The 12,387-nt window shown below is 73.0% G+C and carries 15 protein-coding genes; 5 read left to right on the forward strand and 10 right to left on the reverse strand.

Annotated elements, in window-relative coordinates; translation table 11 throughout:
• The first annotated feature begins 87 nt into the window (after positions 1-87).
• Positions 88-438 carry an oxidoreductase gene (locus ACI79Y_RS11350; protein WP_457081040.1) on the forward strand — a complete coding sequence of 117 codons (351 nt, stop codon included), beginning with the start codon at positions 88-90 and terminating at the stop codon, positions 436-438.
• Positions 439-478: 40 nt separating this feature from the next.
• Here ACI79Y_RS11350 and ACI79Y_RS11355 read toward each other — a convergent pair whose 3' ends face one another.
• The 5 genes from ACI79Y_RS11355 to ACI79Y_RS11375 all read right to left on the reverse strand — a co-directional run bounded on the left by ACI79Y_RS11355 (position 479) and on the right by ACI79Y_RS11375 (position 4,614).
• Positions 479-1,993 (reverse strand): leucyl aminopeptidase, encoded by a 1,515-nt coding sequence (locus ACI79Y_RS11355; protein ID WP_457158584.1) that lies wholly within the window; start codon positions 1,991-1,993, stop codon positions 479-481.
• 62 nt (positions 1,994-2,055) lie between these two features.
• Positions 2,056-3,210 (reverse strand): YihY/virulence factor BrkB family protein, encoded by a 1,155-nt coding sequence (locus ACI79Y_RS11360; RefSeq protein WP_457158585.1) that lies wholly within the window; start codon positions 3,208-3,210, stop codon positions 2,056-2,058.
• A 44-nt stretch (positions 3,211-3,254) separates the two neighbouring features.
• Positions 3,255-3,527, reverse strand: coding sequence for a DUF4235 domain-containing protein (locus ACI79Y_RS11365; protein WP_457158586.1), 273 nt, complete (start codon positions 3,525-3,527; stop codon positions 3,255-3,257).
• Entirely contained in the window at positions 3,524-4,174 is a 651-nt protein-coding gene (locus tag ACI79Y_RS11370) for a DUF3618 domain-containing protein (RefSeq protein WP_457158587.1), read from the reverse strand. The genes ACI79Y_RS11365 and ACI79Y_RS11370 overlap by 4 nt, the downstream gene beginning before the upstream one ends.
• On the reverse strand, positions 4,171-4,614 hold the full coding sequence (locus ACI79Y_RS11375) for a phage holin family protein (RefSeq protein ID WP_457158588.1): 444 nt from the start codon (positions 4,612-4,614) through the stop codon (positions 4,171-4,173). Before ACI79Y_RS11375 ends, ACI79Y_RS11370 begins: the two co-directional genes overlap by 4 nt.
• Positions 4,615-4,771: 157 nt before the next feature.
• Here ACI79Y_RS11375 and ACI79Y_RS11380 point away from each other — a divergent pair, with 157 nt between their 5' ends.
• Positions 4,772-4,984, forward strand: coding sequence for a hypothetical protein (locus ACI79Y_RS11380; protein WP_457158589.1), 213 nt, complete (start codon positions 4,772-4,774; stop codon positions 4,982-4,984).
• A gap of 62 nt (positions 4,985-5,046) precedes the next feature.
• Here ACI79Y_RS11380 and ACI79Y_RS11385 read toward each other — a convergent pair whose 3' ends face one another.
• A complete protein-coding gene (locus tag ACI79Y_RS11385; RefSeq protein ID WP_457158590.1) occupies positions 5,047-6,030 on the reverse strand; it encodes an aldo/keto reductase family protein in 984 nt (327 codons plus the stop codon).
• Between the two features lie 88 nt (positions 6,031-6,118).
• Positions 6,119-6,733 carry a DUF3043 domain-containing protein gene (locus ACI79Y_RS11390; RefSeq protein ID WP_457158591.1) on the reverse strand — a complete coding sequence of 205 codons (615 nt, stop codon included), beginning with the start codon at positions 6,731-6,733 and terminating at the stop codon, positions 6,119-6,121.
• Positions 6,734-6,938: 205 nt separating this feature from the next.
• Between ACI79Y_RS11390 and ACI79Y_RS11395 the strand changes: the two genes are divergently transcribed.
• Positions 6,939-7,295: a HesB/IscA family protein gene (locus ACI79Y_RS11395; RefSeq protein ID WP_457081022.1), complete on the forward strand. Its 357-nt coding sequence runs from the start codon at positions 6,939-6,941 to the stop codon at positions 7,293-7,295.
• A 353-nt stretch (positions 7,296-7,648) separates the two neighbouring features.
• On the opposite strand, the gene asnB is transcribed toward ACI79Y_RS11395, so the two are convergent.
• Genes asnB through ACI79Y_RS11410 form a run of 3 tightly spaced genes read right to left on the reverse strand, consistent with a single transcriptional unit; the run spans position 7,649 to position 10,370 of the window.
• Positions 7,649-9,583 (reverse strand): asparagine synthase (glutamine-hydrolyzing), encoded by a 1,935-nt coding sequence (gene asnB, locus ACI79Y_RS11400; protein WP_457158592.1) that lies wholly within the window; start codon positions 9,581-9,583, stop codon positions 7,649-7,651.
• 57 nt (positions 9,584-9,640) lie between these two features.
• Complete coding sequence (locus tag ACI79Y_RS11405; protein WP_457158593.1) at positions 9,641-10,015, reverse strand: DUF3817 domain-containing protein; 375 nt, start codon at positions 10,013-10,015, stop codon at positions 9,641-9,643.
• On the reverse strand, positions 10,005-10,370 hold the full coding sequence (locus ACI79Y_RS11410) for a metalloprotease (RefSeq protein ID WP_457158594.1): 366 nt from the start codon (positions 10,368-10,370) through the stop codon (positions 10,005-10,007). The genes ACI79Y_RS11405 and ACI79Y_RS11410 overlap by 11 nt, the downstream gene beginning before the upstream one ends.
• A 263-nt stretch (positions 10,371-10,633) precedes the next feature.
• Here ACI79Y_RS11410 and ctaC point away from each other — a divergent pair, with 263 nt between their 5' ends.
• Together ctaC and ACI79Y_RS11420 are read left to right on the forward strand one after the other, a co-directional pair.
• Positions 10,634-11,437: an aa3-type cytochrome oxidase subunit II gene (gene ctaC, locus ACI79Y_RS11415; protein ID WP_457158595.1), complete on the forward strand. Its 804-nt coding sequence runs from the start codon at positions 10,634-10,636 to the stop codon at positions 11,435-11,437.
• A 33-nt stretch (positions 11,438-11,470) separates the two neighbouring features.
• Positions 11,471-11,872, forward strand: a complete 402-nt coding sequence (locus ACI79Y_RS11420) for a cytochrome c oxidase subunit 4 (protein ID WP_457158596.1) — start codon at positions 11,471-11,473, stop codon at positions 11,870-11,872.
• Positions 11,873-12,387 lie beyond the last annotated feature (515 nt).

A 12,387-nucleotide genomic window follows, 5' to 3' on the forward strand; every position in this document is an offset into this window, starting at 1 on the left:
CTCCCGGGAACGGGGCGTCCGCATGCTCCGTTGCTGTCGCCAGAGCGTCGTGGAGGAGACCGCGGCCGGAGGTGACGGGAGCGGGGAATGGGGCTGTTCGACCGGCTGCGCGGACGACGGGGGACCGGCGGTGGCGGCGGGGACCGTCGGGGCACGCTGGACCGCGCGTCGGCGTCCGGCGACCTGGCCCACCTGGAGCAGTTCGTCGCGACCCGGCGGGGCGTCGAGGGCTACGTCGAGCCCCGCACCGCGGTCACCGAGACGACGATCCTGCTCGTCGCCGCCGACGGGGAGTGGACCCGCCGGCGGATCGACGGTCCCGACGTCGCCCGGCGCCTCTCCCGCGACCTCGCCGTCCCCGTCTACGACGCGCAGGTCACCGGCTACCCCCAGCGGATGCGCGACTGGAGCGCCCGCCAGAAGCAGAACCGGCTGTGAGGACCGGGGCCGGTCCGCGGGGCGGACCGGCCCGGCCTGATCACCTATCCGCGATCAGGCCCTCGATCGTGGCGAGCAGGGTGCGCACCGGCACCCCGGTGCCGCCCTTGGGCGTGTAGCCCCACGGTGCTCCGGTGTTGAACGACGGGCCGGCGATGTCGATGTGCGCCCACGGCAGCCCGGCGGGCACGAACTCGGCCAGGAAGTGCCCCCCCACCAGCATCCCGCCCATGCGGTCGGCGTTGGCGTTGACCAGGTCGGCCACGGAGGAGTCCAGCCCGCGGCGCAGCTCCGGCGGCAGCGGCATCGCCCACATCGGCTCTCCGGTGCGCGTGCTCGCCGCGACGACGGCGTCGCGCAGGTCGTCGCTGCCCATGACCCCGGCGGTGCGGGTGCCCAGGGCCACCAGCTGGGCGCCGGTGAGCGTGGAGGTCTCCAGCAGGTACGCGGGGGAGTCCTCGGCGGCGCGGCAGATCGCGTCGGCGAGCACCACGCGGCCCTCGGCGTCGGTGTTGGTGATCTCCGCCTTCGTGCCGTTGCGGAAGGTGACCACGTCGGCCGGGCGGTAGGCGGTGCCGCTGGGCAGGTTCTCCGCGAGAGGCACGGTCGCGGTGACGTCGACCGGGAGCCCGAGCTCGGCGACCAGGCACACGGTGGCGATCACGGCCGCGGCGCCGGCCATGTCGCTCTTCATGTCCTCCATCTTCGCGGCCGGCTTGATGGAGATGCCGCCGCTGTCGAAGGTGATGCCCTTGCCGACCAGGGCCACGCTGGTGCGCGCCTTCTTGCCCTTGTAGACCAGGCGCAGCAGCCGCGGCCCGCGGGCCGAGCCGCCGCCGACGGCGAGGATGCCGCCGTAGCCGCCCTCGGCCAGCGCCTTCTCGTCGAGCACCTCGACCGACAGCCCGGCCTTCTTGCCGGCAGCCGCGCCGCGGGCGGCCAGCTCGGCCGGGTACAGGTCGTTCGGCGGGGTGTTGACCAGGTCGCGGACCAGGGTGACGGCGTCGGCGACGGCCCGCACCCGGGCCAGCGGCGCCTTCGCCGCGGCCGCATCGGGGACCACCAGTTCGACCGAGGCCGGCGGGGTGGGCCGGTCGGCGGGCAGCCCGGTCTTGTAGGCGGTGAACTCGTAGGCGCCCAGCAGGGAGCCCTCGCCGACGGCGTGCAGGCGCTCGGCGTCCGGAGCGCCACCCACGGCCGCCAGCAGCGTGACCACCGCGCCGCGGCCGGTCAGGGCGCGGCTGGCGGCGCCGGCGGCGCGGCGCACTGCCTCGGGGGAGTACGTGCCGTCGGCCTGCGGGGCGCCGAGCCCAGCGACGGCGACCACCGGGAACGGGGTCTGCCCGAACGTGGGCAGCCGGGTCACCTCGTCCTCGGCACCGCGGGCGCCCAGGTCGGCCAGCGCCGCGAGCAGCCGCCCGCCCAGGAGGCGGTCGACCGCCTCGGCGCCGGGGGTGGTCAGCAGGCCCGTGGGCCCCGCGCCGACGCCGACGACGACGGCGTCGGCGGTCAGCTTCTCGAGCGGGCGGTCGGTGGCGGAGATCGTCGGTGGCACGGCTCGATCCTAGGGAGGTCGTGAGCACGGCACACGATCGGCGCCCTCGTCCGTGCGGGGGCCTACTTCGACGGCACCGGCGGGTCGGGCACCTCGTCGGCGACGACGGCGTCCCGCTCACCCATCGGCAGCGGGTCGCCCTCGGTGGTGTCCACGGTGGTCTGGTGCTCGGTCTCGGAGTTGATCTCCGCACCGAGCAGCACCAGGTAGCAGGTCAGGTACAGCCACAGCATCAGCACGATGACCCCGGCGATGGCGCCGTAGGTCTCGTTGTAGGAGCCGAAGTTGTTGACGTAGAAGCTGAACCCGAGGCTGACCAGCGCCCAGACGACGGTCACGACGATCGACCCGAGGCTGACCCACTTGAACTGCGGTGCATCCCGGTCCGGGGCCACCCGGTAGAGGACGGCCAGCGAGCCGACCACCACGACCAGCAGGAGCACCCAGCGCAGGACCTGGGCGAGCACCGTGCCGACGCCGCCCAGCGGGAGCGCGTCCAGCACCACCGGGACTACGGCGATGAGCGCGAAGGTGAACAGCACGAACACGATCGCGCCCAGGGTGAGCACCAGGGAGAGCGCGCGCAGCTTGAGGAAGTTGCGGGTCTCGACCTCGTCATAGGCGATGTTCACCGCCTTGACCATGTTGTTCACGCCCCCGGACGCCGTCCACAGGGCACCGAGCACCGAGGCGATCAACCCGAAGGTGAGGGCCCCGCCGGCGTTGCTGGTGATGTCGGTCAGCTGCTCGGTGAGGATCTCCTGGGCGCTCTCCGGGAGCTGGTCGGACAGCGCCTCGATCTGCTCGGCGACCTGCTCCGGAGAGGCGACGAGGCCGTAGATCGAGATCGTCGCGATCAGCGCCGGGAAGATGGACAGGAAGGCGAAGAACGCCACCCCGCCGGCGATGATCGGCATGTTGTCGGCGTTGTTCTCCGCCCAGGCCCGCTTGACCACCTGCAGCCAGCCCCGCGCGGGTATCTGCATCGGGGTCCGGGCGTGCACGCCGGGCATCTGCTCGGGCTCGGGCACGTCCGGGGCCGGACGCGCCGCCTCCCGCCGCTCGGCCGCCGCGACCGAGGCCGCCGATGCGCCGGTGGCGGGATCGTCCTGGGCGCGCTCGGCCGCGGCCCGGGCTGCGGCGCGCCGCTCGGCCTTCTCCTGCACCCGCTGGCGGATGCGCTCGACGGAGCTCTCCCGGCGTCCGGCGTCGACCATCTGGTGGGCCCCCTCGTCTCGGGTGGGTGGTCGTTCCGTGACGGTCAGTCGCCGGGCCAGTTGCCGGTGAGCTTGGTGAACCCCCGCGCGCCGGCCCGGTCGATCACGGCCTTGGTGGCACCGAACAGGGCTCCCTGGATCGCGGCCGCCAGGACCACCTCGCGCATCCGGTACTCGCTCTGCAGGGCTCCGGGTGCGTCGTCCTCGTCGGCGACCCGCTTCCAGATCTGCTTGAACACCGCGCCCGAGACGGCGCCGGCCGCGATGCCGCCCAGCAGGCCGATCGGGCGGTAGACGGCCTTCGGGCTCGGGCTCACCGGGTCAGGTTGGCGAGCGTGCGCTGCCAGCCGCGGCGGCGGCGCGGCAGCCGCTTCGCGGTGGCCTGCTGGGTCGCTGCCAGTCGCTTGGCGGCGGCTCGCTGACCCGCGGTGACGCGCGCGGCAGTGGCCTGCTGGGTCACGGACAGCTGCTTGGTGGCGGTCCGCTTGCGCTTGGCGAAGGTCCGCGCGGCGGCCTTCCGACGGGCTGCGGCGCGCTTGGCGGCCGCCTTCCGGGCTGCCGCGCGCTGCTTGCCGGCCCGCTTCGCCGCCTGCTCGGCCGCGGCGCGGCGCTTGGCCGCCTGCTTGGCAGCTGCGCGCTCCGCCGCTGTCTGCCGACGCTTGCGCCGCCAGGTGAGCAGGCCCACCACCGCGGTGAGGGTCGCGACGCCACCACCGATGACGGCCGGCGGGTTCTCCCGGTAGGTCTCGACCGCGGTGTCCTTGGTGCGGTTGAGGGTCTCCAGCGCCTCGCCCTTGGCACGGTCCGCGCTCTCCTTGGCGCGGGCCGGCACGTCGAGCCGGTGGCTCAGCTCGTCGACGGTCCGGCCGAGCTGCTCGCGGGTCTGCTCGATGTCGGCCCGGATGGCGTCGGGGTCGCTGGGCTGGGCCCCGCTGCCCGATCGGGTGTCGTCGGGTCCGGTCATCGGGACGCACTCTCCTTCATGGTGGCGACATCGGTCTTGGCGCTGGAGACGGCCTCGGTCGGCACGGGGGGAGCGGCTTGCTGCACGTCCTTCTTGCCGACCAGGGCGAGGACGCCGGCGACCACGAAGAGCACGACGGCGACGATGACCGCCGCGAGCCAGCCCGGTACGGCGAGGGCCAGCGCCAGGACGGCGGCCGCGACGAGCACCTGCAGGCCGAGGAAGGCGGCCAGGCCCGCACCGCCGAACAGACCGGCGCCGAGACCGAACTTCTTGGCCTTGGTGCCGACCTCGGCCTGGGCCAGCCGCATCTCGTCGCGGACCAACCGGGTCAGCTGGTCGGACAGCTGACCGATCAGCTGACCGGTGGAGGCGTTCTCGGGGGCCGGGGGTGGGATCTCCACCCGGCTGGCGCCGGCGCCCTGGGCGGGCTGGCTCATCGGTTCTCCGTGGGGTCGAGCAGGGATGGTGCACCCACCCATGCCCAGCGACTTACCTTGTAAACCAAGATCGTCGTCGTGGGGGTGCGGCAGCGCGCGGGTCGTCCCGCCTCTCTCCGGGCTGCCGCGGGGGCGTGGGCCTCGCTAGCCTCCCGCCATGAGCTGGACGTGGCGACTGGAAGACCCTGCGGGGTCGCCCGTGGACCCGGCGACGATCGGGGTGGAGGTGCCGGAGCACGACAACCAGGGGGACGCCGAGTCGTGGCTGGGGGAGGCCTGGCGCGACCTGCTCGACCGCGGCGTCGCGACGGTCACCCTGCTCGAGGACGGTGAACGGGTGTACGGCCCGATGGGCCTGGCGGCCACGTAGCGGAAGACACCCCTGCCCGCCCCCACGCGCACGCCCGTGGTGGGGCAGGGGTGTGCGAGCCGCTAGCCCCGGCTGGTCTTGGCCGGGTCCCACTCGACGACGTCGCCCAGCGCCTCGTCGATGCGGGTCAGGACCTCGGCCGGCAGCTGCACCCCGGCGGCCTCGACGTTGTCCTGCACCTGCTCGGGCCGGCTGGCCCCGATGATCGCGGCCGCCACGTTGGGGTTCTGCAGCACCCAGGCGATCGCCAGTTGCGCCATGGTGAGGCCGAGCTCGTCGGCGATCGGCCGCAGCTGCTGCACCCGGGTGAGCACGTCGTCGGTCAGGTAGTTCTTCATCGACCCGCCCACGGTGGCGTGGCCCCCGCGGCTGTCGGCCGGCGGCTGCTGGCCGGGCAGGTACTTGCCGGTGAGCACACCCTGTGCCAGCGGGGACCAGACGATCTGGGAGAGGCCCTCCTGCTCGCTGGTCGGCACCACCTCGGTCTCGATCACCCGCCACAGCATCGAGTACTGGGGCTGGTTGCTGATCAGCGGCACCTTGAGCTCGCGGGCGAGCTCGGCGGCGGCGGCGATCTCCTCGGCGCGCCACTCGGAGACGCCGAGGTAGAGGACCTTGCCCTGCCGCACCAGGTCGGCGAAGGCGGTCATCGTCTCCTCCAGCGGCACCGAGGCGTCGTACCGGTGGGCCTGGTAGAGGTCGACGTAGTCGGTCTGCAGCCGCTTCAGCGAGGCGTGGCAGCTCTCGGTGACGTGCTTGCGGGACAGGCCACGGTCGTTGGCCCCGGGGCCGGTGGGCCAGTAGACCTTGGTGAAGATCTCCAGGCCCTCCCGCCGCTGGCCGGCGAGCGCCCGGCCGAGGACCGACTCGGCCTTGGTGCCGGCATAGACGTCGGCGGTGTCGAACGTGGTGATCCCAGCGTCGAGGGCCGCGTGCACGCAGGCGTGCGCGGCGTCCTCCTCGACCTGGCTGCCGTGGGTCAGCCAGTTGCCGTAGGCGATCTCGGAGATGGTGAGGCCGGAACGGCCGAGGCGTCTGAATTCCACGCTACGGACGCTAGTCGTGAGCCATGCGAACGACCCCCGTGGCCCCCTCGCAGGGCCCTGCCGCGAGCTCGCGAGCGGGGGGCCTCTTTCAGACCTCGGCGCCCAGCGGGACCTGCGGCTTGGGGAACCGCCAGCGGCGGATCATCGTCGCGCGGCTGACGCCGTACCAGATCAGGCCGCGCATCCGCTCGGTGTGGTCGGGGAACCGCTCGTCGACCACCTTCTTGATCCGGCGTCCGAGGAACACCGAGTCGACGATGATCACCAGGAAGAACGCGAACCAGACGAACACCGTGTAGCTCTGCACGGCGGGGTTCGGGACGAAGTAGCCGACCAGTACCAGGGCGGCCACGACCAGGAAGAAGCTGCCGGCGTTGCGCCGGGCGTCGACGACGTCGCGGACGAGCCGGCGGACCGGGCCGCGGTCGCGGGCCGGGAGCGCGCTGTCGTCACCCCGCAGGGCGGCCTGGCGGTTGTTGCCGCGGTTGGCCGCCGACTGCTCGCGCATCCGCCGGTAGGCCTCCTTCCGCGTGGTGGGCGGCGGCGGGACCGGTCCGCTGCGGCGTCCCTGCGCCTCGTTGCGGCGGGGGGTCGGCCGGCCCTTGCCCACGGCCGTGCTCCCGGCCAGCTGGGCGGTCAGGTCGGGCTGGGCGTCCGGGGTCGTCGCGGAGTCGGTGCGGCGGCCGGGCAGACGGAGCTTCACGGCCGGTGAGTCTACGTGGCCCGGAGCGCCGTCCGGTGCTCTCCGGCCCGGCGTCGTCCTCGTCCGACCGGGTGCAGGTGCTCCCTCGGTCGCCAGGAGCGCCGTACAGTGGGAAGCAGCTCCGCCACGGCGGTGTTGGCCGTCCTGACAGTCCGTCCCCGCGACGGGCCGAGCAGGACACCCTCGAGTGTGGGAGGACCACGACATGACCGTGCAGGACACGCAGGCCCCCGGTGCCACCGGCGTCATCCTCAGCGACCCCGCCGCCCTCAAGGTGAAGACGCTGCTGGACCAGGAGGGTCGCGACGACCTGCGGCTGCGGATCGCGGTGCAGCCGGGTGGTTGCTCCGGTCTCCGCTACCAGCTGTTCTTCGACGAGCGCTTCCTCGACGGCGACCAGACCTTCGAGTTCGGTGGCGTCGAGGTCATCGTCGACCGGATGAGCATCCCCTACCTCAGTGGCGCGACGATCGACTTCGTCGACACCATCGAGAAGCAGGGCTTCACGATCGACAACCCGAATGCGGGCGGCTCCTGCGCCTGCGGCGACAGCTTCCACTGATCGCCGGCTGAACGCCGGACGAGGCCCGGCACCTCTGCGGGGGTGCCGGGCCTCGTCGCGCATCGGCCCTCCTGCAGGGGCTCGCCGCGAGTGGCGGTGGGCAGGGGCCCTTCCTCAGTCGACCGGCTCCGAGGGGATCGGGATCGGCAGCCCCGAGGTGGGCGCCGGTGGCGCCGGCGGGCTGAGCGTTCCCGGCGCTGTGGGCGCGACCGGCGGCGCGGTGTCCGTGGCCCCGGGTGACGTCGTGCTGGTCGACGGCGCGGGGGTGGTGGGGGCGTCGTCGCCCCCACCGGAACAGCCGGTCAGGAGACCGACGGTGACGAGCCCGGCGGCCGCCACCAACCGCAGCCGGGTCACAGCCGGACCGGGTAGGCCGGCTCCGGGATCTGCGGCGCGATCCTCTCCTCGACGAAGATGCCGTGCCAGATCATGAACACCAGCACCTCCCAGACCTGCCGGGCGATCCGCTTGCTGGGCACCTCGGCCTGGCGCAGCCGGTCCAGCAGCGCGAGGACGTGGTCGCGGTCCAGCCACTCGTCGGTCTGGCTGGCGGTCACGAGGTCGCGAGCCCACTCGTGCAGCGGGCCGGCCAGGAACTCCGCCGTCGGCACCGGGAAGCCCAGCTTGCGCCGGTTCATGATCTTCGGCGGCACGATCTGCTCCATCGCCTGCCGCAGCGCGTACTTGGTCGCGTCCCCGCGCGCCGGGACCCGCATCTCCAGCGGCAGGGTGCTCGCCAGGGCGAAGACCTCGGGGTCCAGGAACGGGACCCGGAGCTCGAGCGAGTTGGCCATCGTCATCTTGTCGGCCTTGACCAGGATGTCGCCGCGCAGCCAGGTGAACAGGTCGACGTACTGCATGGCGGTCACGTCGTCGTAGCCCGCTGCCCGCGTGCGCCGGTAGAGCTCCTCGGTGACCTGCACGTGCGAGAGGTCGGCGTCGCGGCCGGGGAGCAGCCGGGCGAGCTCGTCGGCGTTGAGGTTGCGGGCGTTGCCGTAGTACCGCTCCTCGAGCGGGATCGACGCCCGGCGCAGCAGGTCCTGTCCGCGGACCCCCTCGGGGACCAGCCGGGACAGTGCCCCGAGCGCCCGCCGGCCGGCCGGCGGGAGCTTGCCGGCCCAGGCGAGGCTGAGCGGCTCGCGGTAGATCGTGTAGCCGCCGAACAGCTCGTCGGCGCCCTCGCCGGAGAGCACCACCTTGACGTGCTTGCGGGCCTCGCGGGCCACGAAGTACAGCGGCACGAGCGCCGGGTCGGCCACCGGGTCGTCGAGGTACCAGACCACGGCGGGGATGGCGTCGGCGAACTCCTGGGCCGTCACCTCGACGGGCACGTGCTTCACCCCGAGGATCGCCGCGGACTCGGCGGCGATCTCCACCTCCGACGTCGCCTCCCGCTGGAAGCCGACGGTGAAGGTGACCAGGTCGGGGTTGTACTTGTGCGCCAGGGCGGCGACCGCGGTGGAGTCGATGCCGCTGGACAGGAACGAGCCGACGGTGACGTCGGCGCGCATGTGCTTGGCGACCGAGTCGTCGAGCACCTCGGCGATCCGGTCGAACAGCGCCTGCTCCGAGCCGGGGGCGACCGGCGTCGGGCGGAACGTCGGGTGGAACCAGCGCTTCGTGTGCAGTTCGCCGTCGACGACGGTGAAGCTGGTGCCGCTCTCGATCCGGCGGATGCCGCGGTGCAGCGTGGCGGGCTCGGGCACGTACTGCAGCGTCAGGTAGTGCTGCAGGGAGGCTGGGTCGACGCCGCCGGCGCCGGGGGTGCCGCCGAGCAGCTCCAGCAGCGCCTTCTTCTCCGAGCTGAAGACCAGCCCGCCGTCGGCCAGGCGCGCGGTGAACAGCGGCTTGATGCCGAAGGCGTCCCGGGCGCCGAACGCGGTGCAGGTCTCGGTGTCCCAGATGACGAAGGCGAACATCCCCCGCAGGCGGGGTACGACCGCCTCGCCCCACAGGTGGTACCCGGCGACGATCGTCTCCGTGTCGCCCTCGGTGCTGAACGTCGCGCCGGCGGCCTTCAGCTCCTCGCGGAGCTCGAGGTAGTTGTAGATCTCGCCGTTGAAGACGATCCGGTACCGGCCCTCGGCATAGGGCATCGGCTGCGGGCTGCCCTCGATGTCGATGAAGGCCAGCCGGTTGAACCCCAGGACGGCGTGCGGGTCGGCCCAGACCTCCCGGTCGTCGGGCCCCCGGTGGCGCAGGCAGCGCAGCGCGTGCCGCACCTGCTCGACGGTGCCCTCGCCCACCCGGTCGGCGTCGGTGGACAGATAAGCGAGCAGGCCGCACATACGGGGAGGTCTCCAGGAGGGGGACGACGGAGGGGCGGGGAAGGCGGGTGCGCTCGGTCAGACGCGCTCGCCGGCGCGGGTCCTGCGCGTGGCGATCCGCTCGGCGACGAAGGACAGGACGGGCACGGTGCCGGCCAGGAGCACCAGGACCGTGCCCTTCAGCGACCAGCGGGCCCGCAGCGCGAGGTCGCAGGCGGTCACGAAGAAGATGGCGTACAGCCAGCCGTGCGCGGTGCCGATGACCGCCACCGGACCGTCGATCCCGGCGAGGTGCTTCAGCGGCACGGCGACCAGGACCAGGGCGATCAGCAGCACGCCCACCACCCAGGCCATCACCCGGTAGCGGGCCAGGGCCCCCGGGACGTCCCGGCCGACCCTGCGGGCGAGGGCGTGCGGCAGCCGGGAGGACGTCGTCCCGGTGTCAGCGGCCACCGGTCACCCGCTGTCCCAGCGCCTTCGCGTTGAGCTCGGCGAGGTAGGCGTTGTAGGCGGCCAGCTCCGGGTCTCCCGTCGTGTCGATCCGGGGGCGCTGGTAGAGGACGACGGAGTTGCCCGGCTCGTCGTCGTCCGGGTCGCGCCGGTACTCGTCCCGGACCATCCGCAGGTAGAACCCCAGGCCCATGAAGCCGTACAGCGGCCACTGCAGCGCGTAGCTCCAGTTGACCGCGCCCCCGCCCGCCTCGGCCTTGGACAGCTGCCAGGCGCCCAGGAAGAAGGTCATCACGAACAGCGCCAGGACCAGCAGGTGCATGAGCACCCACCGCCAGGTCAGCAGGCGTTGGTACACGCCCCGACTGTAACCGGCGAGCCCCGGCTGCCGGCGCGCTCCGGCCCGGTCGCGGGGCGCGCGGTGCCGGCGGGGCGGCAGTGGAGCCAGTGACGCCGCGGCGACCCGCCGGGCAGGTCCGCCCGCCCCGGGCGCGGCAGGCGGGGTCGGATAGTCTCCGGGAGACTGTGGTGGGGGTGAGCGGCACCTGTCGATGGGTGCCGGTGGACCTCCACCGGGAAGACCTCGTGGCGCCGCCACGGGGGAGATGAGGAGGGTGCTCGGTGGACCGCAGCTTCTGGAGCTGGGGGTGGCCTGAGGGCATCACCGACGAGGCCGAGCAGATGCACGCGCTCTGGATCGGCTCCACGATCGCCGCCCTCGTGGTCGGCGTCGCCGTCTGGGTGCTCATCGCCTACGCCGCGATCCGGTACCGGAAGCGTGGCGACACCCTGCCCAAGCAGACGGCGTACAACCTGCCGCTCGAGGTGGTCTACACGATCATCCCGTTCGTCATCGTCTCGGTGCTGTTCTTCTTCACGGTGAACACACAGAACCGGGTGATGGAGCGCAGTGCCGACCCCGACGTGACCGTCGGGGTGAACGCCTTCAAGTGGAACTGGCAGTTCGTCTACCCGGAGACCACCGACGAGAACGGCGGCGAGCCGGTGTCGACGGTCGGGAGCACCGACGAGATCCCGATCCTCGTCGTCCCGGTCGACCAGACGATCCGGTTCGAGCTGGCCTCGGCCGACGTCATCCACTCGTTCTGGATCCCGGAGTTCCTGTTCAAGCTGGACATCATCCCGGGCAACGAGAACGGCCGCGACAACGTCTTCGAGGTCACCGTGCGCGAGGAGGGTGCCTACGTCGGCCGCTGCGCCGAGCTCTGCGGCACGTACCACGCGTTCATGAACTTCGAGCTGCGTTCGGTGAGCGCCGACGACTTCGACGACTACATCAGTGCGCGTGAGGCCGGTCTGTCGACCCACGACGCGCTGGAGAGCATCGGCGAGCCGGGCTACGCGACCTCCACGAGCCCGTTCGCGGGCGCCCGTGAGCAGGCGTCCGCCTCCGCCGATGACTGACCCGACCACCCCGCAGCACCAGGAGGACCGACCGTGAAGGTCGAAGCGCTCATCTTCAACTTGATCACGGTCTTCTGCCTCGTCGCCGCGGTCGTGTACGGCGTCTGGGCCCGGGAGCCCATCGGCACGACGGCGCTGGCGCTCTCCGGGGGCCTGACCGCGCTGATCGGTGGCTTCTTCTGGTTCGTCAGCCGGCGCATCGACGCCCGCCCCGAGGACCGCAAGGACGCGGAGATCGCCGACGGGGCGGGGGAGCTGGGCTTCTTCAGCCCGGCGAGCTACTGGCCCTTCGGCCTGGGGCTCTCCGCCGCGCTCATGGGGCTGGCGCTGGCGTTCTGGTACCCCTGGCTGGTCCTGATCGCCGGGGTGGCGCTGCTGCTCACCGTCGGCGGGCTGCTCTTCGAGTACTACGTCGGGCAGAACGCGCAGAGCTGAGCCCAGCACCACCTCGTCCACCGGGGCTCCTCCCACGCCGGGAGGGGCCCCGGTGGCGTGTGCGGGGGGCGAACGGGTCGGGCTGCTGGCGGCGGCTCGATGTGCCGGCCGGTCCCGTACCGACCCGACCGTGCAGTGACTGCGGGCGGTGACGGAGCTCGTGGCCGGCGCCGGGGAGCAGCTGCCCGGTCGGGGGCGCCGCCGGACCGGGTGTTCCCCGCCGGCGGCGAGCTGACCACCGTGGCTGCGGCAGGTCCAGCGCCGAGCTGACCGCCGGTGCGGTCGCCACCCCGGGAGCGGAGGCGGGGTCACACATCGGTCCGGCTGGTGCTGGTCGGGCTGCCGGGAGCGGACCCGACCTGCCGCTGCGCGCCGATCCATCGGTTGCTCCGCCCGGCCAGGGACCGGTGCACGAGGGGTTGCGGGGAGCCGGCGGACACCGCGAGACGGGCACCGCCCGGAGCAGGACGCCCCGGGTGACGTGAGCGGGCGCCCGGGAGCGCGGCCGGGCCCCG

Source organism: Modestobacter sp. SYSU DS0875, assembly GCF_054050915.1.